Below are 20,496 nucleotides of genomic sequence, written 5' to 3' on the forward strand. Positions count from 1 at the left end.
TGGATTTGTTCGCGCCGGCAACCAACCTGCCGCCTAGACCCTTCTCTCCACCATCATCTTCTTGATCTCGGCGATCGCCTTGGCCGGGTTGAGGCCCTTGGGGCAGGTCTGCGCGCAGTTCATGATGGTGTGGCAGCGATAGAGCCTGAATGGATCCTCGAGATCGTCGAGCCGCTCGCCCTTGGCCTCGTCGCGGCTATCGATCAGCCAGCGATAGGCCTGCAAAAGCGTTGCCGGGCCGAGATAGCGGTCGCCGTTCCACCAGTAGCTTGGGCACGAGGTCGAGCAGCAGGCACACAATATGCACTCGTAGAGCCCGTCGAGCTTCTCCCGGTCCTCATGGCTTTGCAGCCATTCTTTGGCCGGCTCCGGCGACACCGTCTTCAGCCATGGCTGGATCGAGGCGTGCTGGGCGTAGAAATTGGTGAGGTCGGGCACCAGGTCCTTGACCACCTGCATATGCGGCAGCGGGTAGACCTTGACGGCGCCGGAAATGTCGTCGCAGCCCTTGGTGCAGGCCAGCGTGTTGGAGCCGTCGATATTCATGGCGCAGGAGCCGCAAATGCCCTCTCGGCAGGAGCGGCGCAAGGTCAGCGTCGGGTCGATCTTGTTCTTGATCCACAGCAGCGCGTCGAGCACCATCGGCCCGCAATCGTCCATGTCGACGAAATAGGTGTCGATGCGCGGGTTCTCGTCATCGTCCGGCGACCAGCGGTAGATGCGGTATTCGCGCAGATTGGTGGCGCCTTCCGGCCTCGGCCAGGTCTTGCCCTGCTGGATCTTCGAGTTCTTGGGAAGCGTCAGTTCGACCATTACCTCAGGTCCTTTCGGATGACGAGCTTCAGCCCGGACCAGATTTCATTGACGGCGGCTACCTTCACGTCGACAAGGTCGCGCTTCAGCGCCTCGGCGCGAACGACGCCTTCGGTGACGTCGGTAGCCACCTTCGATGCCTTTTTAGGCCAGGATACCCAGACCATGCCGTCGCGCTTGATCGCCGCCTCGACATCACCGAGGCGATCCTCGATCTCGGCACGCTGCCGGGTGAAGGCATGGACGGCGTCATATTTCAGCCGAATGCCTGAAATCCGCGACCAATCGGCCAGCCGGTCGACTGAAGAGAAATTCGCGGCTTCCATGAGATCGTCAAGGTCGTGGGGGAGCGCGATGAAGGCGGCGGTCATGCCGTCCTTCAGGCCGAGCTTGGCCGGAAGGGGCGTGTCGGAATATCCCGCGGCCGTCGGCGCCATCGTCAATACACCCTGGCCTTCGGTGCGATCTTGGCCGGGTTGATACCGCCATTTTCTTCCTTTAGCAGCAGTTCGGTGTGCACTGGCCGATAGCTGAGCGTCACCTCGCCGTCTTCGCTCACCTTGGCAAGAGTGTGCTTGCGCCAGACCTTGTCGTCGCGCGCCGAAAAATCCTCCCGCGCATGCGCGCCACGGCTCTCCTTGCGCGCCGCGGCGCCGTGGACCGTGGTGATGGCGTTGGCCATCAGGTTTTCCAGTTCCAGCGTCTCGACCAGATCGGAATTCCAGATCATCGAGCGATCGAACACTTTTATGTCCTTGAGCTCGCCCCAGATCCGGGAAATGCGTTCGCAGCCACTGTCCAGCGATTCCTGAGTGCGGAACACGGCAGCGTCTTCCTGCATCGCCTTCTGCATCTTCTCGCGCAGTACCGCCGTCGGCGTCGAACCGTTGGCGTGGCGCAGCCGATCGAAGCGGTCCATGATCTTTTCGACCGAGGCCTCATTGGGCGAAGGGATCGCCGAATTGCGGTCGATGACCTGGCCCGCCCGGATCGCCGCCGCGCGGCCGAACACCACCAGATCGATCAGCGAGTTCGAGCCGAGCCGGTTGGCGCCGTGCACCGAGGCGCAGCCGGCCTCGCCGACCGCCATCAGCCCCGGCGACACCTGGTCGGGATTGAGTGTTGTCGGGTTGAGCACCTCGCCCCAGTAATTGGTCGGCACGCCGCCCATATTGTAGTGCACCGTCGGCAGCACCGGGATCGGCTCCTTGGTCAGGTCGACGCCGGCGAAGATCTTGGCCGATTCCGAAATGCCCGGCAGCCTCTCGTGCAGAACGGCAGGATCGAGGTGGTCGAGGTGCAGGAAAATGTGGTCCTTCTTCGGGCCGACGCCGCGGCCTTCGCGGATTTCCAGCGTCATGCATCGCGAGACGACGTCGCGCGAGGCAAGGTCCTTGGCCGACGGCGCGTAGCGCTCCATGAAGCGCTCGCCTTCGGAATTGACGAGATAGCCGCCCTCGCCGCGCGCCCCTTCGGTGATCAGGCAGCCGGCGCCATAGATGCCGGTCGGGTGGAACTGCACGAACTCCATGTCCTGCAGCGGAAAGCCGGCACGCGCCGCCATGCCGCCGCCGTCGCCGGTGCAGGTGTGCGCCGAGGTCGCCGAGAAATAGGCGCGGCCATAGCCGCCCGTCGCCAGCACCACCATCTTGGCCGAGAAGCGGTGGATGGTGCCGTCATCGAGGTTCCAGGCGACGACGCCGGTGCAGGTGCCGTCCGGCTCCATGATCAGGTCGAGCGCGAAATACTCGATGAAGAACTGCGCGTTGTGCTTCAGCGACTGGCCGTAGAGCGTATGCAGCATGGCATGGCCGGTACGGTCGGCGGCGGCGCAGGTGCGCTGCACCGGAGGGCCTTCGCCGAAATTCATCATCATGCCGCCGAACGGCCGCTGATAGATCTTGCCTTCTTCGGTGCGCGAGAACGGCACGCCGTAATGTTCGAGTTCGTAGACGGCGGCGGGCGCCTGCTGGACCATGTATTCCTGCGCGTCGATGTCGCCCAGCCAATCCGAACCCTTGACGGTATCGAAGAGATGCCATTGCCAATTGTCGGGTCCCATGTTCGCAAGCGAAGCGGCTATGCCGCCTTGCGCCGCCACCGTGTGCGAGCGGGTCGGGAACACCTTGGTGATGCAGGCGGTGCGCAGGCCCTGTTCGGCCATGCCGAGCGTGGCGCGCAGGCCGGCACCGCCGGCACCGACGACCACCACGTCGAACTTGTGGTCGACATAAGTGTAGCCAGCGCTGTTGGCTTGTTTTGCGTCCTTGGCCAACTCAGCCTCCGAATGTCAGCTTGAGCAGGGCGAAGATCGAGGCGACGCCGACCGCTATGGGAAAAAATGTGTTGAGCGCGATCAGCGCCAGCTTGATGCCCTCGCCATGCACGTAATCCTCGATGATCGCCTGCATGCCGAGCCGCATATGGGTGAGCCCGGAGACGAGCACCAGGGCCATCACCAGCGCCACGAACGGGTTGGCGAGCGCTGTCCGCACTTCGGCATAGCTTGCGCCGTTGAGCGCGATCAGGAAGCCGACGAAGAACAGTATCAGTGGGATGTTGGCGATCGCGGTCAGGCGCTGGCGCCAGAAATGTCCGGTGCCCTCGCGGGCGGACCCGAGGCCGCGGACCTTCGCCAGCGGCGTGCGCATGTCGGAGTTGTTGCCGCTCATGATCAGGCTCCTCGCGCCATATAGCCGGCGATCCAGATCAGCAGCGTGAGCAGGATCGAGCCGGCCAGCGTCGCCCAGGCGATCTTCGAGGCCGTGTGCTTCTCGAGGCCGGCGCCGGTGTCCCAGACCAGATGGCGCACGCCACCCAGCATGTGATGCATCAGCGCCCAGGTGTAACCGAACAGGATCAACCGGCCGAGCCAGGTGCCGAAGGCCCAGCTGACCCAGTCGAAGGTCGCCTGTGAGCTTGCCGCCGCCATCAGCCACAGCGCGACCAGCAGCGTGCCGAAATACAGCGCGCCGCCGGTAATACGATGGATGATCGACATCGTCATCGTGATCGGCGGCCGGTACACCGTGAGGTGCGGCGAAAGAGGTCTGGCGCGGGTGGCTGGTGATTTGCTCATGGCTCCCCCAGTTCGGCGTCTCCTGCCTCAGGTGGAAATGCGGCATTGCCGCTTCCGGCTGCGACTTCGGACAGCCGGTTTCTAATGCTCTTTTTGCACCGCGTCAAAGCCGGAAAACCGTTTCGAAAACGTAATTTAGTCTGACTAAAAAGCTGCCTCGGGCTTCAATCGATTAGGCGCTCATGCCCTGAAGCCGGCTCGATATCGCTGCAGTGCAGCATGTCTGGCCCAAGGCTGGCCGTATTGAGATTCGCGCTAGCGCTTGCAGGTCACCGGCGTCGAGCCCGCCTTCATGACCAGCGCCTCGCGACCGTCGATCACAATCGCGTCATGCGCCTGCTCGTAACGGCTGTTCTGGTTGGCCGGCGAGGCCTGCAGTCCTCGCTGGCGCCGTCGGAACCGACGACATGCACCAAGGTACCGAGATTCTCGATGGTTATCCTGCCGCCGTCGGCACAGCTGTAGGTCGCGGTGCGCGGCTGCGGCGCGGTCACATCGGTGACGGTGCCACCCGCCGAGAGCGCCGGCGAGGCCAATGCGGCGATCTTGTTGCCGGCCTTGGGCTCGTTGCCCTGCGGCACGCAGGCCATGGCGATCAGAAGCGGCGAAAGGGCAAGCGTTGCCCGAAACGTCCGGCCTAGCGCCATAGGCTGTCCTCCCGCGCGGCGAATCAGCCGCGATGCTTTGCCAACATCAAGGTCATCCCGACGCCGAGACGGACGCCGAGCGCGATGGTGCGGCCAAGCATGGCCGAATGATGGCCACCGGGCTTTCCATCCAGTCGGATATTAACGGATATTAACCATGTTTACCGAGACATCACCGCGAAGCGCGTCAGCCTCTTAACAAAGGTTAAGAAATCGTTAATTTCCGATTCGAGGAGGCTTTCCTCAAGACACGGAGGACGCCATGCGTTCGAATTCGGGCAGGTCGCGCGTTGCGGCGCTCATAGTGGCGGCCTCGATCGTCGGCCCGGCAGCGCCCGCGCTCGCCGGAACACGTCATCAGGATCGCGTCTACGCCGATTCCTTCGGCAATCTCGTCATCGACAGCGCCGCCGGCTACAAGCGCATCCTCGTCGGCAAAGGCAGGCTGGCCAAGCAACTGTCCGACTACACCAGCGCCGGCCAGCCCAAGGTGATCTACGAGAACGAAGCCGACGAGATATCAGGCTATAGCGATTGCTACCGGCCGCCGGTGTTGGTGAAGGGCCGTTCCTATATGTACGGGCTTTCCGACGGTGAGATGCCGGAACTCAGCCCCTGCCGCTAGACTCTTCGTTTGGACGCGATTCTCAGGGGAAAGCGCTAGGCGCTTTTCCCGGGAAGACCGTTTCACACTTTTCCTGGAATTGCTCTGGCTTCCATCCCGGCTGACGACCCGTTGCCGGCCGGCCCGGCGGAGACGCGTACGCAATCGCGCCCGGCATTCTTCGCCTGGTAAAGCGCCTGGTCGGCGCGCCGCATCAGATCGGCAAAGTCTTCGCTCGGATGAAGCTCGGCGACGCCGAAGCTCGCGGTGCAGCGGTTGTCCGCCGGCAGCCCATCGATGGGCAGCGCGCCGAAAGCACTGCGCGTGCCCTCGGCGAACAGCCGGGCGGCGGCAAGATTGGTTCCCGGCAGCATGATGGCGAACTCCTCGCCGCCGACGCGGCCGGCGACATGATGGCCGGCGGCCGCCTCGCGCAGGAAGCCGGCGAAGGTCTCGATCACCCGGTCGCCGGACGCGTGGCCGAAACTGTCGTTGACGCTCTTGAAGTGATCGAGGTCGGCGATGACCAGGGCGACCGGCACGCCTTGCCGCATCGCGCCCAGCACCGCCAGCTCCGCATGGCGGGTGAAGCCGCCGCGGTTGAGCAGGCGCGAAAGCGTGTCGGTCTCCGATTTCGACGTCACTTCGGCAAGCACGTCGCGGACCAGGATGGCCAGCATCAGCAGCGCCAGCGCCAGCGCAAACACAGTGCCGAGCGACTGCGACACCAGCGCGTAGCTGCTTTGCAGATAGGCTTGCGGATTGGCGCCCCAGCCGCCCAGCGCATGCGCGATGAACGGCTTGGAGGCAAACTGCAGGCCGCAGGCCGCCAGCACCGCCATCAGGATGCGGTCGAGACGGGCGAGGCTTTGCCTCGACGACCAGACGATGGCCAACCCGACGAACTGCATGACCGCATAGGGAAGCTGGTAGGCAATCATGCGCACCAGCGACTGGCGCGGCAGGTCCTGCACGAAATACACAGCTATGGCCGAGGCGACCAGGGACAACAGCATCGGCAGCCAGGGCGGCGTCACGCCGTATTTGCGGGCAAGTCCGCCATTGACCGCAATGGTCGCGCCAAGGAAAACCGCGAAGGCGGCAACGACCGGGAGCCGCGCGTCGGAGAAAGCGGGAATGCTGAATTCGATCGCCGAATAGGCCATGCCCAGCAGGTAGCCAAACGCCAGCAAACGCGCCGGCGCACGGCCGACGTCATGAAACGCGACCGCCATGAAGGATGCCGCCAGCAGGCCGGCAACCGACAAATTGATCAACAGGATGAAGTTGGCGCCGCTCATGTTCTTCCCGCACCCGTCCCGACAGCTAAGCATCGACGGGCGAAGAAGACGTTAACGCCAACTCGTCTGGACAGGGTCAGCCTGTCTTGAGCGACGCCGGCACGAACGCCGTTTCCGGCCTCTCATAGGACAGGCGCACGCTGTCGCGGCCATTCTTCTTGGCCTTGTAGAGCGCGTCGTCGGCACGGCGCATCAGCGGCTCCAGCGTCTCGTCACCGCTGCGGGCCGCCACGCCGAAGCTGGCTGTCACCTTCGTCCCGGCAGGAAGCCCGTCGACATGACCGGCCGAATAAACCGTGCGCACCGCCTCGGCGAACAGCCGCGCGGCGGCGAGATCGGTGAGCGGCAGCAGCACGGCGAATTCCTCGCCGCCGATACGCCCGGCAACACCGCGCGCGCCCGCCGCCGACCGAAGCTTGGCGGCGAAATCGGCAATCACCCGATCGCCCGACGCATGCCCGTGCGCATCGTTGAGCGCCTTGAAATGATCGAGGTCGGCCAGCACCAGCGCGACCGGGAAACGGGCCGTGGCGCAGTGCCGCAGGAGCAGCATGCCGCGTTCCTCGAAGCCACGCCGGTTGAGCAGGCCCGACAGCGGGTCGGTATAGGTCTCGGTCTTCAACGCTTTCATCACGTCGAGCGCGGCGGCGGAGAACAGGCACAGTGCAATGAGCAGCGACAGCAGCGCGTGCGACAGAAGCGCCGTCGTCCAGTAGGACGAGCCATAGAAACCGTCATAACTGGTGAAGGGCCCGTGCGCGATGACGACGACAAGGGTGCGCACGAAGAAGTTGACGCCCGACAGCAGCGACAGCACGAACAGGATTTTTTCGGTCGGACCGTTGTTGCGCACCGGGCGCAGTTCGGCGGCGACCAGAAGGCTGATACCGCCGAAAGCGAAATTCATCGCCAGGATGCGCCAGGTGAGATCCGGCGCGACGAACAGGAACCAGCAAAACGACGCCAGGCCGCCGCCCGCCAACACGCCAATCCCCACATAGGGCACCTTGCGGCCATGGCGATGGACGATGGCGCTGGACAGGCAGCAGCCGGCGATGGTGAAGCAGATGTTCGAAGCCAGCTTGGTCAGCGGCATGCCGATCGGCAAGGTAAAATACTGCAGCAGGAAGCCTACCGCCGAAAGACCGTAGCAGATCGCCAGCACAGCCAGATAGGGGCGGTGGCGTTGATAGGACCATAGCACGAGGAACGCGGCGCCGAGCGCCAACGCTATCGTCGGGTTGAGCAGCGCTATGAGCAGGCCCGTGTCCAAACGACTGTGATTTCCCCGCTTACGTCGGGAAAGACTTAGAGCGCAAGCGCAAACAAGCGGTTAAGCGAAGGAGAATATGTGAACGAACCGGTTAAAAAAAGCCCCGGAGCCGCAAAGCGCTCCGGGGCCTGGTATTCGCACGAAGCCGGCGCTTCCTGCTATTTCCACTCGCGGATGTCGACGAAGTGCCCTGCGATCGCCGCCGCCGCCGCCATCGCCGGCGACACCAGATGGGTGCGGCCCTTGAAACCCTGGCGTCCCTCGAAATTTCGGTTCGAGGTCGAGGCGCAGCGCTCATGCGGCTTCAGCCGGTCGTCGTTCATGGCAAGGCACATCGAGCAACCCGGCTCGCGCCAGTCGAAGCCGGCGGCGATGAAGATCTTGTCGAGGCCTTCGGCTTCCGCCTGTTCCTTGACCAGGCCGGAACCCGGCACGATCATCGCATCGACATGCGGGCTGACCGTCTTGCCTTCGACCACCTTGGCAACGGCGCGCAGGTCCTCGATGCGGCCATTGGTGCAGGAGCCGATGAAGACTCGATCGAGCGAGATATCGGTGATCTTGGTGCCCGGCGTCAGCCCCATATAGTCGAGCGCGCGCTGCTTGGAGGTGCGCTTGTTTTCATCGGTGATGTCTTCCGGGTTCGGCACGATGCCTTGCACCGACACGACATCCTCGGGCGACGAGCCCCAGGAGACGATCGGCGGCAGCTTGGCCGCGTCGAGCACGATCACCTTGTCGAAATGCGCGCCCTCGTCGGACTGCAGCGTCTTCCAGTATTCGAGCGCCGCATCCCAGGCCGCGCCCTTCGGGGCGCGCGGCTTGTCCTTGACATAGGCGAAGGTCGTCTCGTCGGCGGCGATCAGGCCGGCGCGCGCGCCGCCTTCGATCGACATGTTGCAGATCGTCATGCGGCCTTCCATCGACAGCGCACGGATCGCCTCGCCGGCATATTCGATGACATAGCCGGTGCCGCCGGCGGTGCCGATCTCGCCGATGATCGCCAGGATGATGTCCTTGGCGGTGACGCCTTCCGGCAGCTGGCCGTCGACGCGCACCAGCATGTTCTTGGCCTTGCGCTGGATCAGCGTCTGCGTCGCCAGCACATGCTCGACCTCGGACGTGCCGATGCCGTGCGCCAATGCGCCGAAAGCACCATGGGTCGAGGTGTGGCTGTCACCGCAGACGATGGTCATGCCGGGCAAGGTGAAACCCTGCTCCGGACCGATGATGTGGACGATGCCCTGGCGGATATCGTTCTCGGAATAATATTCGACGCCGAAATCCTTGGCGTTCTTGGCCAGCGCCTCGACTTGGATGCGGCTTTCCTCGTTCTTGATGCCGAACTTGCGCTCGGGCGAGGTCGACACATTGTGATCGACCACGGCCAGCGTCTTTTCCGGATGCCGGACTTTTCTGCCGGTCATGCGCAGGCCTTCGAAAGCCTGCGGGCTGGTCACTTCATGGACGAGGTGGCGGTCGATATAGAGCAGGCAGGTGCCGTCATCCTGGCGGTCGACGACATGGTCGTCGAAAATCTTGTCGTAGAGGGTGCGCGGTGCGCTCATGTGCGTAAATCCGTCGATATGAGAAAGGGAAAGAGCAGACGCCTGACTTTCGGCCCGGCGAAACGACCTGGACAGGTCGGCCTAGCTAAGCCGGCTGGTCAGCGCCCCGGACACGCGCGCGGAGAAGCGCGACGGCAGGCGTTTCCTGTCCTGCAGCACGAACCCCTTATAGGCCGGATCGCCAAAAAGCTCTTCCATGGCGTGGCTCATACCAATGTTTTGGCTTTTCGGCAATTGCGCGCCTTCGCGGAACCTGGTTCCTCGCCCCACGAAATGGGGAGATCACCGTCTGTCCTTCTTGAATTCGAACAGCTCAATGACGTTGCCCGACGGATCTTCAAGCAGAATAGCCCGGCCCGCACCGCCATCGCTGATGTTCCCGCGGAACGTCACGTCGGCCGCGCGCAACCGGTCGATCAGGGCATCGAGCCCCTTGGTTACGACCATGAACCTGTTCCATCCGCCTGGTTCCGGATCACCTCCGGCCTGACCACCGCTTCCCGCACCTGGAGCGCTGAGATACAGCGTAAGATCGTCGCGAAGCAGCGCCGCGAACTTGCCAGGATTGTGCATTTCGACCTTGAATTCGAGATTGTCTCGGTAAAATTCTACCGCCTTGTCTACGTCGGCAACGATATAACGGACGGACGCCATTCAACCGTCTCCTCTTGTGCGGAATTACCGCGGCCGGGCATAGCCCGCAGTGAGGCCGGGCGCGGCCCCAAGCTTTTGGAACGCACTGACGTGCACATGGTTCCGGCCGCTGGGTGCTTGGACGCCGAAGACCAGGCTTCATTCCGCTACAGGATTTCGAACACAAAAGTCTTCACCAACGCATCCGGCTCGGCGATCGCATAGCAGCGGAACCATGGGCTTTGCTCGACCGCCCGCCATTTTTTCATCTGTTCCAGTTCGTCGAACACGGCCTGAAAGCCGCCGCTCTCAAACACCTGGTCGCGCACGGTGAAGATCGCATGCCCGCCCTGGCCGGTAATGCGCACCAGTTCGTGCAGGCCGGATGCCGGCGCGTGGCTGATGGTGAACACGCCGGTCGAGAAGAAGGCGCGGAAATGGCCGTCCGGCCATGGCAGCGGACCGCCGAGCATCGCCTGTTTCAGCTCGCTGTAGGCATTGCGGCTGCCGGCGATCTTCAGCATGTCGTCGGAAAGGTCGAGCCCGGCAATGTCGCGGTAGCCGAGTGCCTTCAACGATGGCCCCGACAGACCGGTGCCGCAGCCGGCATCGAGCAAGGGCCCATCTCCCGCCGGCACATGGCGCGCCACCCAGGCGGCGATCAGGAAAGGCAGGAGATACCCGAGCGACGCGGTTTCGCTGTCGTAGGTCGCGGCCCAGGCGGCATAGGCCTCTTCAAGCGCCTCCGGCGTGTCGGCCGTATAGACCGAATCCAGCGCCGCATTGGCTTTGTCGACAATCATGGGACCTCCTCAACGAGAATGCTGAGAGATCGTAGCGCTGTCTTGGCCCGAAAACTATTGCTCGTGCTGACGATGCAGTCGCTGTTCCAGTGCCCGCAAGGCCAAGGACAGGCCTACCGTCAGGATGAGATAGATATAGGCCACGATCGAATAGGTCTCGAAGAAGCGGAACGAGCCGGCGGCATAGACCTTGCCCATCTGTGTGATGTCGGCGACCCCGAGCACCGAGACCAGCGAGGAATCCTTGACCAGAGCGACGAAATCATTGCCGAGCGGCGGCAGGATGGTGCGGATAGCCTGTGGGAACACGATCAGCCGGAAGCGTTGCGCCCGGCTCAGCCCGAGCGCCTTCGCCGCCTCGATCTGTCCTTTCTCCACCGCCTGGATGCCGGCCCGGAAAACCTCCGAGATGAAGGCCGAATAGCCGATGGTCAGCGCCATGATGGCACGCCACAGCAGCGAAACGTCGCGCACCAGCAGCTCGCCGAACAGCCCGGAATTCTGCAGCGGCGCGGTCAGCGCGTTCCAGCCCGCGACAAAGGCCGGCGCACCGACAAAGGCGATCCAGAACAACAGCACCAGGATCGGCACGCCACGGATGATCTCGACATAGAAGCGCGCGATCTGGCGCATCAAACGCGAACCCGACATTCCCATCAGCGCGATGCCGAGGCCAATGACCGAGGCCAGCACGAAGGCGATCACGGTGACGAAGATGGTGATGCCGATGCCCTTGGCAACGGTGGCGAAGACCTGGGCGTAGAGGTCGCTGGTGGCGACGAAGACGGCCACCGCGATCGCGATGGCTACGGCAACGACGAGCCACCAGGGGAAGTCGGCTTTGGAGGAAGCGGGGGGCATCAATTCCCAACGCTGGTGAACGGCTGCCTTCGCAAGGGCAGCCGATCTCCCCCCTTGCGGGGGTCCGCAAGGAGGGAGATTGGCAGCTTTGCCAACCACGCCTGTTGCTTGGCGTTTGCGATTAGCGAAAGCGGCGACAGGGCCTACTGCCCCATCTTATAATCAAGAAACCACTTCTTGTTCAGCGCTTCGAGCGTCCCGTCGGCCTTCAACGCGGCGATGGCCGCGTTGACAGGCTTCACCAAATCCGAACCCTTCGGGAAGATAAAGCCAAAATCCTCGGTGCCGAGCGGCCCGCCGATCAGCTTCAACTTGCCTTCGGAAGCATCGACATAGCCCTTGCCCGCGGTGCCGTCGGTCAGCACGACATCGACATCGCCGGATTTCAGCGCCTGCACCGTCGCACCAAACGTCTCGAACAGCTTGATGCGCGGGTTCTGCTCGTTGCCGTCGAGCACGCTGTAGACGGCGGTGTAGAAGGGCGTGGTGCCGGCCTGCGCGCCGACCAGCCCGTCCTTGAAGGCGCCGAAGGTCTTGGCGTCGGTGAAGCGGCTTTCATCGCCGCGCACCAGCATGAACTGTTCCGAACGCATATAGGGGTCGGAAAAATCGACCTTCTCCTTGCGGTCGTCCTTGATGGTGATGCCGGTCATGCCGATGTTGTACTGGTTGTCGGAAACCGCCTGGATCATCGCGTCCCAGGAGGTGTTTTGGTACTCGACCGTGAAATTGAGCCGCTTGGCGATCTCGTTCATCGCGTCGTATTCCCAGCCGATCTGCTTGCCGGTCTTGGCATCGATGAACTGCAGCGGCGGATAGGCGTTTTCGGTCACCACCACCACTTTCTTGCCGCCGAGATCGGGCAGCGCCTGCGCGAAGGCGGCAACGGGCGCCAGGACGAGGGCAAGCAGGCCTGCCAGCAGCAGTTTCGATTTGGTCATGACACACACTCCCCGGGAATTGAATGACCCGGGCATGGCCGGGCTTGCAGGAAAATCCGGCGCCGACTTTAGCTTTCCGCAAGCGTCATGCAAGACGCTCCGCTGCGTCAGTGCACGCGAAAGCGGAATCCAATACCTTCAATCCCGCAATTCGAGAAGGAACAGTGCCGCGGCGGCGATCACCTCTGGTTCGCGGTGCCGGGATCCGCCTTGCGCAAGCCGGAGACGAACCGCGTCAGGGTGTGGTGCAGGGATTTCAACTCGTCGGCTTCCAGCGGCAGATTGCAAAGCATCGCCGCCGGCACGCTTCTGGCCTGCTCGCGCAGTGCCTGGCCCTTCGCCGTCGGCTCGACCAGAACGCGGCGCTCGTCGGCGGGGTCGCGACGGCGCGTGACCAGGCCACCTGCCTCCAGCCGCTTGAGCAGCGGCGTCAATGTCGCCGAATCGAGCCCGAGCGCTTCGCCAAGCTCGCCCACCGTGCTTGGTGCCCGTTCCCACAGCGCCAGCATGGCCAGATATTGCGGATAGGTCAGGCCGAGCGGATCGAGCAGCGGCCGATACAGCCGCGTCATCAGTCCACTTGCCGAATAGAGCGCGAAGCAGAGCTGTTGGTCGAGTTTTGCCGCCCCGGCGAATTGCGCCGGGGTTTGCTTGGACTTGGTTGTCGGTTCCGCGGTCATGCTGCCTTTGCCGGAAGCGCCTTTGCCGAAAGCGCCACTTCGATGTTGCCCTTGATGGCGTTGGAATAGGGGCAAACCTGGTGCGCCGCCGATACAAGCGCTTCCGCCGCTGTTTGATCAAGACCTTTCGTTTCCGCCGCGAGCGACACGCCAAGCACAAATCCGCCCTGCGCATTGCTGTGCAGGCTGACATTGGCCGTCACCGAAGCGTCCTGCAGCGGCAGCTTCTGCTTGCCGGCGATGAAGCGCATGGCGCTTTCGAAGCAGGCGGCATAGCCGGCGGCGAAAAGCTGCTCGGGATTGGTGGCGCCGCCCTTGCCGCCAAGCTCCTTGGGCATGGCAAGGTCGAGGCTGAGCAGGCCATCATCGCTCTGGACATGGCCGGCGCGGCCGCCGGCGGCGCGGGCTTGGGTGGAATACAATGCAGGCATCTCGCTTCTCCATTTAAATCGTGCACGATTGCTTAGTACGCGATATAAATGGAGTCAACCGCGGATTTCCTGCCAGGCCCAAACCGTTCCCCGGGAACGAAAAAGGCGGCCGAAGCCGCCTTTTTGAACATGCTCGTCGAAAATCTTATTCGGCGGTGGCTGCTTCCGCTGCCTTGGCGGCTTCAGCTGCCTCGGCGGCGGCCTTCTTCTCGGCGGCGTCCTGGGCGGCCTTCTCGACGGCCAGAGCCTCGGCGGCTGCCACCTTCTCGGCCTCGATGCGGGCCTTCTCGGCGTTCAGCGCATCGCGCTCCTCGTCGTTCAGCTTGCGGGCGCGCACGCCGGTGTTTTCCGAAATACGGGCCGACTTGCCGCGACGATCGCGCAGGTAATAGAGCTTGGCGCGACGCACCTTGCCGCGGCGCACGATCTCGACGCCTTCGATCATCGGCGAGTAGACCGGGAACACGCGCTCGACGCCTTCGCCGTAGGAAATCTTGCGAACGGTGAAGTTCTCCTGGAAGCCGGCGCCGGCGCGGGCGATGACGACGCCCTCATAAGCCTGGACGCGGGTGCGGGTGCCTTCGGTCACGCGGACCTGGACGCGCACTGTGTCGCCGGGCTGGAATTCGGGAAGCTTGCGCTTGGCTTCGATCTTGGCGGCCTGTTCGGCCTCGAGCTGACGGAGAATATCCATCTCAATAGTCCACTTCTTGTTCTTCCGACAGTCAGAGCGTCCGACACTCGCCTTGCAGTTCCATTGACCGCTCGGCTATGCCCTTTGTTCGAGACATTTGTCTTTGAAACATCGGGCAGGGGCGACTACACCGTCATTGTTGACGGGTCCGGCAGATTCTCTCTGGCCGGTACGGGCGGGCACATACAGCTATTTCGCGGCTTTGTCACGCCTTGGCCGCGCATTTTTCTGCTCGCATGGCACCATCGTAATCTTGCCGTGCCGGGTTGCTCCGGTCCCTCAGGCCTCCTAAGGCTGCGATACCACAGTTTTGAGCGGCCACCCCCATGTCTGTCTTCGATGCCATCCTGCTGTTCCTGGCGGGCTTTCTGTCAGGCGCCGCCAATGCGGTCGCCGGTGGCGGCACCTTCATCACCTTCGGCGCCATGACACTGGTCGGCCTGCCGCCGATCGTCGCCAACGCCACCTCCTCGGTCACGCAATTTCCAGGCTACATCACCTCGACGCTCGCCTACTCGGCTGACATCAGGCATTTCTGGCGCGGCGCGCTTGTGCTGTGCCTGATCTCGGCGACCGGCGCGCTGGCCGGCGCGCTGATCCTGCTGGCGCTGGACAACCCGTCGTTTCGCGCCCTGGTGCCATGGCTGCTGTTGGGCGCGACGGCCCTGTTCGCCGCAGGGCCCTGGCTAAAGCCCGCGCCAAAACCCGGCCATGAAGCGTCGGTGGGCTCACTCGCCGGTTCGCTGGCGCAGTTCGCCACCGCCATCTATGGCGGCTTCTTCGGCGCCGGCATGGGCGTGATGATGCTGGCAACGCTCGGCCTCACACAAGCCGGCGACTACCACCGGCTGAACGCACTGAAGAACATGCTGGCCATGGTCATCGCCGCTGTCGCGATCGTCGTCTTCGTCTCGGGCGGCGTCGTCGCCTGGCCTCAGGCGATCGTCATGATCCCGGGCGGCGCGCTTGGCGGCTATGCGGGCGTCTGGATCGCCAAGCGCGTGCCACAAAACGCGGTGCGCGGCTTCGTCGTCGCCGTCGGCCTCTTTTTGGCCTTCTATTACTTTTGGAAAGGCTGAGCAGCGGCGCCCAACAAATCAGGCCGCCTCTCCCTCGTCAGCGCTTCGGACTGAGCCCGCCGCCAGGCAGCGATCTTCTTGTGGTTGCCCGAAATCAGCACCTCGGGAATCTCGCGGCCTTCAAACTCCTGCGGTCGCGTGTAGTGCGGATGTTCGAGCAGGCCGTTCTCGAAACTCTCCTCCTCGCCCGATACAGCATTGCCCATCACGCCGGGCAACAGCCGCACCACCGCATCGAGCAGCACGAGTGCCGCCGGTTCACCGCCGGAGAGGATGAAATCGCCGATCGAAACCTCTTCCAGGCCACGCGCTTCGATCAACCGCTGGTCGACGCCTTCGAAACGCCCGCAGACGATGACGGCACCAGGACCGGCGGCCAGTTCGCGCACGCGCGCCTGGGTCAGCGGTCTGCCGCGCGGGCTCATCAGCAGCCGCGGCCGCAAATCGTCCACCGGCGAAGTGTGGTCTATGGCTTTTGCCAGCACATCGGCGCGCATCACCATGCCGGCGCCGCCGCCGGCCGGCGTGCCGTCGACGGTGCGGTGGCGGTCGGTGGCAAAGTCGCGGATCTGGACCACCTCCAGAGACCATGTGCCGGCCTCGAGCGCACGCCCGGCCAGCGACAGGCCGAGCGCGCCCGGGAACATCTCGGGATAGAGCGTCAGCACCGAGGCGAAAAAACTCACCGGTTGCCCCCGGCGTCGCTCGGTCCGCGCGGCCTGCCCTTCGGGTCGAAGTCTTCTTCGCGCGGGCCATCGCCATCCTCGTCCTCGACCAGCCCGGCCGCCGCCGGGTCGACACGGACGAAGCCTTCGGCGATCGACACTTGTGGCACGGCGGCCTGCGTGAACGGAATCAGCACGCCCTTGCGCCCGCCCAATGTCACATCGAGAATGTCGCCGCCGCCGAAATTATGCACCGCGACCACCTTGCCGAGCACAGCACCCGTGTCGTCCCGGACTTCCAGGCCGACAAGGTCGGCATGATAGAATTCGTCTTCTTCGCCGTCGTCCGGCAGCATCGAGCGGTCGACGAACAGCTCCGTGCCGGCCAGCGCCTCCGCCGCGTTGCGGTCGGCAATGCCCTTGAAGCGAACCACGACGACGGTGTTGGCGGGCCTGATGTCGATGATCTGGAAGGCGCGGCCGTCCTTGTCATAGAGCGGCCCGTAATCGGCCAGCGCCAGCGGCTCACCGGTGAAGGTCTTCACCCGCAATTCGCCCTTGATGCCGTGGGCGGCGCCGATCACGGCCATCTGGACAGGGTTCTGGGGCTTGCTCATGGCGCGACATCCTTTGGCTTTGCTCTAACGCTCCCCGTTCGTCATTTCAATGACGCGCTCTTCACCGCTTCCTAACCAGGCTGCCGGAAAATGGCCGCCAATGCATGTCGCCCAAAAGTGGCTCCGGTTTTGGGGACGACGACATGCATGAAACAACGATTGGAAGCACGCCATGCAGGAATTCCTTATCCCGGCCAAACCCGACCTCCTGGCGGCACGCGAAAGCTGGCTGAAGATGCTCGCGCGAGAACGTCGGCTGTCGCCCGAGACGGTGGAAGCCTATGAGCGTGATGTCAGGCAGTTCCTGCATTTCCTCACCGGCCATTGCGGCGGCTCTCCCGGCATTTCGGACATCGCCAACCTGCGCCCGGCCGATCTGCGCGGCTTTCTCGCTGCACGGCGCAACGCCGGCGCCGGCGCCCGCACGCTCGGCCGGGGTCTCGCCGGCATCCGTTCGCTGCTGCGTTTCCTCGAGCGGCGCGGTCTTGCCAATGCCGCGGGTGCGGCAGCACTTCGCGCGCCGCGCCAGCCCAAATCGCTGCCCAAGCCGCTGACGGCAAGCGATGCCAAGCATATCGTTTCCGTCGAAGGCCAATTGGCGGAAGAGCCCTGGATCGCTGCCCGCAACGCCGCCGTGCTGACGCTGCTCTACGGCTCGGGCCTGCGCATTTCCGAGGCGCTCGGCCTGGCCGGCGCCGAGCTGGCATCCGAGGCGGACACCGTGCTGCGCGTCACCGGCAAGGGCGGCAAGACGCGGCTGGTGCCGGTGCTGCCGGTGGCGCTGCGTGCCATCGCCGAATACCGCCGGCTCTGCCCCTATCATCTCGACCCCAAGGGACTGTTGTTCCGTGGCGCCCGTGGCGGCCCGCTCAACCCGGCCATCGTCCAGCGCGACATGGCGAAACTGCGCTCGGCGCTCAACCTGCCCGCCACCGCGACGCCGCATGCGCTGCGCCATTCCTTCGCCACGCATCTGCTGGGGCGCGGCGGCGACCTGCGCACCATCCAGGAGCTCTTGGGCCACGCCAGCCTGTCGACGACGCAGATCTACACCGGCGTCGACACGGCGCGGCTGCTCGAGATCTATGAGGCGGCGCATCCAAGGGCATAACCGCTGGAAGCCCCCAAATTCGTCATCCTAGGGCGGAGCGACGCGAAGCGGCGCGCAGACCCTGGGATCCATGCCGGGACCTTGGCCGAAGAATGCGGCGGTGCAGAATTCTGCACCATAGTGGCGCTTTGAAGTGAAAGGCGACCAGGATCCTCTCGGTCTCCTTCCCACTTCAAACATAGCATGGGAACAACACACAGGATCCTCGGGTCTGCGCTGCGTCGCTGCGCTCCTTGCTCCGCCCGTGGATGACGAAGTGGGGGGTTACCACCAATTGCCGAGGCATACCGTATCAACGCAAGCGGCTCAAACGTCCGCGCCGAGAAACCAGAACCGGTCAAAGACAATTTCACGGCTCCGATTAACCGTTTTGCCGCTTTTCGGTCCTAGAAGAGGATCATGAAACGCGTCATCGCCATCGCCGACCGTGCGGCTCACATCTCCCTGAAGCTGCTTGTCGCGCTCAACGTCCTGTTTTTCCTGTCGTTCCTCGCCGTGTTGCTGTTCGCGACCGGCAGGGCGCATGCCGAAATCCCGACCTGCACCGGCGCCGACATGCTGTCGGCCTTGCAGAAGGACGATCCGGCGACCTACCGCAAGATCGAGGCGGAAGCCGCGGCCACACCGAATGGCAAAGGCTTGTTGTGGAAGCTGGATAAACCGGGTGAGAAGCCGTCCTTCTTGTTCGGCACCATGCATATGACCGACCCGCGCGTCACCGCTCTGCCGTCGGACGCCCAGAAGGCCTATGACGCCGCCGGCACCATCGTCATCGAAACCACCGACGTGCTCGACAAGCAGAAGATGATGGTCGCGATGCTCAAGGAGCCGGACCTGATGATGTTCACCGATAGCACGACGCTGGCGTCGCTGCTGTCGCCCGACGATGCGGCGGCCATGAACACCGCCCTCGACGCCCGCGGCATCCCGCCGGCGACCGTTGCCAAGATGAAGCCGTGGATGCTCTCGGCCATGATGGCGCTGCCGGCCTGCGAACTCGCCCGCCAATCCGGTGGCGCACCGGTTCTCGACGTCAAGCTGGCGGAAGGTGCAAAGGCTGCCGGCAAGTCGGTGGAAGGGTTGGAGACGGCTGAAAGCCAGCTGCGCGCCATGGCCTCGCTGCCGCTGGCCTTTCACATGAAGGGCCTCGTCGACACGCTGAAGCTCGGCGACAAGGTCAACGACATCAACGAAACCATGATCGTGCTCTACCAACGCGGCGACACCGGCATGTTCTGGCCGCTGTTTCGCGCGGCCATGCCAGAAGGACAGGACGACCCCGCGGGCTATGCGGCGTTCGAGGAAACCATGATCACCAGCCGCAACAAGGTGATGGTCGAGCATGCCGAACCGATCCTTGCCAGGGGCAATGCCTTCATGGCGGTCGGTGCCCTCCACCTTCCCGGCCCCGAAGGCCTGGTCGAGGATTTCCGCAAGGCCGGTTACACCGTCACGCCTGTCGGACTTTAGCTTTACTTGACCAGGATCTGAGCCAGCATCGCCGGAACGATGATCCGGTGAAACGGCATGACGATCGCCAGATAGGCGCGCCCGAGCCAATTGTGCGTCTTGACGACCGTCGTTGCGGCCACCTCCTGCCGGCCCATGCCGAGATCCCTGACTTCGACCAGGACGCGGAAATCGAGATGCCGATCGTCGAGGCCAAGCACGACCTTGCCGGGAAACTGGCTTATGAGCGGAAATATTCCGATCCGGCCAGCCGGCAACACCGCGGGTTCGAGGCCTGTCTTCAGCCGGAACGGCCTGACGGCAAGGTTGCGCAGCGCCGTGAGCCTACCGACCCATCGCGGCGTTCGCCCCAAAGCCCGTTCGGCGGCGCCGAGTGCGGTCAACGAAAGACCTTCGGTGATCAGCACATAGCGGTCGGCGAACTGGGCTCCGGCAAGAGCGTCGTAGTGATTCGGGACAGTCTGCGCTGTGCGATTCATCACGGTAAAATCCTCCGAAACGACCATAGCAGGCACAAACCCGGTGCACTGCGTGGCGAAACGACGCCATTCCGGCTCCGGAGAGGCAGGATTGTCCTTGTTTTTGGCGTTTTCCAACCCTAGCGTGAAACCAGTTCGATGATTGCGCGTTGATTGGTGTTGATTGATATTTTTCATCCACGGAGGACACTTTTATGGCGAACGCACCGAATCCAAACGACCCGTTCAATCCATCCACCAACACTCCGAGGCCAAGTGGCGGCGGCGGCAGTGGTTGGCTGATTGCACTGGTCGTCGTTATTCTGGCGGTTGTCGCGTATTATGTTTTCGGAAGAAGTGGTGAGCGCCCGGCACCGGCCGAGCCGCCGGCGGCCAGCACACCGGCCCCCGCGCCCGCACCGGCGGAACCGATGAAGCCGGCCGAACCCGCGCCTGCACCCGCACCTGCACCTGCGGAACCGGCGCCTGCCCCGGCCCCGGCACCCGCGCCCGCGCCAGCGCCCGCACCCGCACCGGCCCCAGCGCCGGCCCAATAGATCGGCCCGACATCAAATACAAACGGCCCGCTGAAAGGCGGGCCGTTTTGCTTTGGGGCGAAAGTGCCGCGCGCTCGTCGGCTTCACCCGAGGATTCATGTCGCAGCCGAGAAGAGTGGCGGAACAGAATTCCGCACCGCCGCAGCGCACTTTCGTCGCGGCATGGATGCCAGGTCACGGCGACGTCGCTCGCTCCGCTCCGCCCTGGGAC

23 protein-coding genes are annotated in these 20,496 nt (G+C 63.8%); 4 read left to right on the forward strand and 19 right to left on the reverse strand.

Annotated features, from left to right (window positions below; genetic code table 11):
* Window positions 1-33: 33 nt before the first annotated feature.
* The 6 genes from NKH03_RS18370 to NKH03_RS18395 form a co-directional block, all read right to left on the reverse strand.
* Complete coding sequence (locus tag NKH03_RS18370; protein WP_352866260.1) at window positions 34-813, reverse strand: succinate dehydrogenase iron-sulfur subunit; 780 nt, start codon at window positions 811-813, stop codon at window positions 34-36.
* A complete protein-coding gene (locus tag NKH03_RS18375; RefSeq protein WP_352866263.1) occupies window positions 813-1,250 on the reverse strand; it encodes a DUF3052 domain-containing protein in 438 nt (145 codons plus the stop codon). The genes NKH03_RS18370 and NKH03_RS18375 overlap by 1 nt, the downstream gene beginning before the upstream one ends.
* 2 nt (window positions 1,251-1,252) lie before the next feature.
* Entirely contained in the window at window positions 1,253-3,088 is a 1,836-nt protein-coding gene (sdhA, locus tag NKH03_RS18380) for a succinate dehydrogenase flavoprotein subunit (protein WP_352879830.1), read from the reverse strand.
* A gap of 1 nt (window position 3,089) precedes the next feature.
* A complete protein-coding gene (gene sdhD, locus NKH03_RS18385; protein WP_352866268.1) occupies window positions 3,090-3,485 on the reverse strand; it encodes a succinate dehydrogenase, hydrophobic membrane anchor protein in 396 nt (131 codons plus the stop codon).
* Window positions 3,486-3,487: 2 nt separating this feature from the next.
* A complete protein-coding gene (sdhC, locus tag NKH03_RS18390; protein WP_352866270.1) occupies window positions 3,488-3,892 on the reverse strand; it encodes a succinate dehydrogenase, cytochrome b556 subunit in 405 nt (134 codons plus the stop codon).
* A gap of 317 nt (window positions 3,893-4,209) precedes the next feature.
* Complete coding sequence (locus NKH03_RS18395) at window positions 4,210-4,539, reverse strand: hypothetical protein (RefSeq protein WP_352969647.1); 330 nt, start codon at window positions 4,537-4,539, stop codon at window positions 4,210-4,212.
* A 262-nt stretch (window positions 4,540-4,801) separates the two neighbouring features.
* Between NKH03_RS18395 and NKH03_RS18400 the strand changes: the two genes are divergently transcribed.
* Complete coding sequence (locus NKH03_RS18400; protein ID WP_352866272.1) at window positions 4,802-5,164, forward strand: hypothetical protein; 363 nt, start codon at window positions 4,802-4,804, stop codon at window positions 5,162-5,164.
* A gap of 62 nt (window positions 5,165-5,226) precedes the next feature.
* Here NKH03_RS18400 and NKH03_RS18405 read toward each other — a convergent pair whose 3' ends face one another.
* The 10 genes from NKH03_RS18405 to rplS form a co-directional block, all read right to left on the reverse strand.
* A complete protein-coding gene (locus tag NKH03_RS18405) occupies window positions 5,227-6,444 on the reverse strand; it encodes a GGDEF domain-containing protein (protein WP_352879824.1) in 1,218 nt (405 codons plus the stop codon).
* A gap of 76 nt (window positions 6,445-6,520) precedes the next feature.
* A complete protein-coding gene (locus NKH03_RS18410; protein WP_352879822.1) occupies window positions 6,521-7,717 on the reverse strand; it encodes a GGDEF domain-containing protein in 1,197 nt (398 codons plus the stop codon).
* Window positions 7,718-7,875: 158 nt separating this feature from the next.
* The gene (gene leuC / locus NKH03_RS18415) at window positions 7,876-9,285 is read right to left on the reverse strand and encodes a 3-isopropylmalate dehydratase large subunit (protein ID WP_352630805.1); all 1,410 of its coding nucleotides are present in this window, start codon (window positions 9,283-9,285) and stop codon (window positions 7,876-7,878) included.
* A 282-nt stretch (window positions 9,286-9,567) separates the two neighbouring features.
* The gene (locus NKH03_RS18420) at window positions 9,568-9,939 is read right to left on the reverse strand and encodes a VOC family protein (RefSeq protein WP_352969649.1); all 372 of its coding nucleotides are present in this window, start codon (window positions 9,937-9,939) and stop codon (window positions 9,568-9,570) included.
* A gap of 146 nt (window positions 9,940-10,085) precedes the next feature.
* The gene (locus tag NKH03_RS18425; protein WP_352879818.1) at window positions 10,086-10,721 is read right to left on the reverse strand and encodes a class I SAM-dependent DNA methyltransferase; all 636 of its coding nucleotides are present in this window, start codon (window positions 10,719-10,721) and stop codon (window positions 10,086-10,088) included.
* Between the two features lie 54 nt (window positions 10,722-10,775).
* Window positions 10,776-11,582 (reverse strand): amino acid ABC transporter permease, encoded by an 807-nt coding sequence (locus NKH03_RS18430; protein ID WP_352969651.1) that lies wholly within the window; start codon window positions 11,580-11,582, stop codon window positions 10,776-10,778.
* A gap of 143 nt (window positions 11,583-11,725) precedes the next feature.
* Window positions 11,726-12,523, reverse strand: a complete 798-nt coding sequence (locus NKH03_RS18435) for a transporter substrate-binding domain-containing protein (protein ID WP_352969653.1) — start codon at window positions 12,521-12,523, stop codon at window positions 11,726-11,728.
* 179 nt (window positions 12,524-12,702) lie between these two features.
* Window positions 12,703-13,203: a MarR family winged helix-turn-helix transcriptional regulator gene (locus tag NKH03_RS18440; RefSeq protein ID WP_352969654.1), complete on the reverse strand. Its 501-nt coding sequence runs from the start codon at window positions 13,201-13,203 to the stop codon at window positions 12,703-12,705.
* Window positions 13,200-13,634, reverse strand: coding sequence for an organic hydroperoxide resistance protein (locus NKH03_RS18445; RefSeq protein ID WP_352969658.1), 435 nt, complete (start codon window positions 13,632-13,634; stop codon window positions 13,200-13,202). Before NKH03_RS18445 ends, NKH03_RS18440 begins: the two co-directional genes overlap by 4 nt.
* Window positions 13,635-13,779: 145 nt before the next feature.
* Entirely contained in the window at window positions 13,780-14,328 is a 549-nt protein-coding gene (gene rplS, locus NKH03_RS18450; protein ID WP_352866290.1) for a 50S ribosomal protein L19, read from the reverse strand.
* A gap of 326 nt (window positions 14,329-14,654) precedes the next feature.
* Here rplS and NKH03_RS18455 point away from each other — a divergent pair, with 326 nt between their 5' ends.
* The gene (locus NKH03_RS18455) at window positions 14,655-15,407 is read left to right on the forward strand and encodes a sulfite exporter TauE/SafE family protein (RefSeq protein ID WP_352969660.1); all 753 of its coding nucleotides are present in this window, start codon (window positions 14,655-14,657) and stop codon (window positions 15,405-15,407) included.
* Here NKH03_RS18455 and trmD read toward each other — a convergent pair.
* Window positions 15,389-16,093 carry a tRNA (guanosine(37)-N1)-methyltransferase TrmD gene (gene trmD / locus NKH03_RS18460; RefSeq protein WP_352969662.1) on the reverse strand — a complete coding sequence of 235 codons (705 nt, stop codon included), beginning with the start codon at window positions 16,091-16,093 and terminating at the stop codon, window positions 15,389-15,391. The two genes, NKH03_RS18455 and trmD, sit on opposite strands and share 19 nt — an antisense overlap.
* Window positions 16,090-16,689: a ribosome maturation factor RimM gene (gene rimM, locus NKH03_RS18465; RefSeq protein WP_352969664.1), complete on the reverse strand. Its 600-nt coding sequence runs from the start codon at window positions 16,687-16,689 to the stop codon at window positions 16,090-16,092. Before rimM ends, trmD begins: the two co-directional genes overlap by 4 nt.
* A gap of 172 nt (window positions 16,690-16,861) precedes the next feature.
* Here rimM and NKH03_RS18470 point away from each other — a divergent pair, with 172 nt between their 5' ends.
* Together NKH03_RS18470 and NKH03_RS18475 are read left to right on the forward strand one after the other, a co-directional pair.
* Entirely contained in the window at window positions 16,862-17,800 is a 939-nt protein-coding gene (locus tag NKH03_RS18470; RefSeq protein WP_352969666.1) for a tyrosine recombinase XerC, read from the forward strand.
* 399 nt (window positions 17,801-18,199) lie between these two features.
* Window positions 18,200-19,270, forward strand: coding sequence for a TraB/GumN family protein (locus tag NKH03_RS18475; RefSeq protein WP_352969668.1), 1,071 nt, complete (start codon window positions 18,200-18,202; stop codon window positions 19,268-19,270).
* 2 nt (window positions 19,271-19,272) lie between these two features.
* Here NKH03_RS18475 and NKH03_RS18480 read toward each other — a convergent pair whose 3' ends face one another.
* Window positions 19,273-19,749, reverse strand: coding sequence for a DUF2867 domain-containing protein (locus tag NKH03_RS18480; protein ID WP_352969670.1), 477 nt, complete (start codon window positions 19,747-19,749; stop codon window positions 19,273-19,275).
* Window positions 19,750-20,496: the final 747 nt, after the last annotated feature.

This window comes from Mesorhizobium sp. M1406 (assembly GCF_040317555.1).
Lineage (GTDB): Bacteria > Pseudomonadota > Alphaproteobacteria > Rhizobiales > Rhizobiaceae > Mesorhizobium.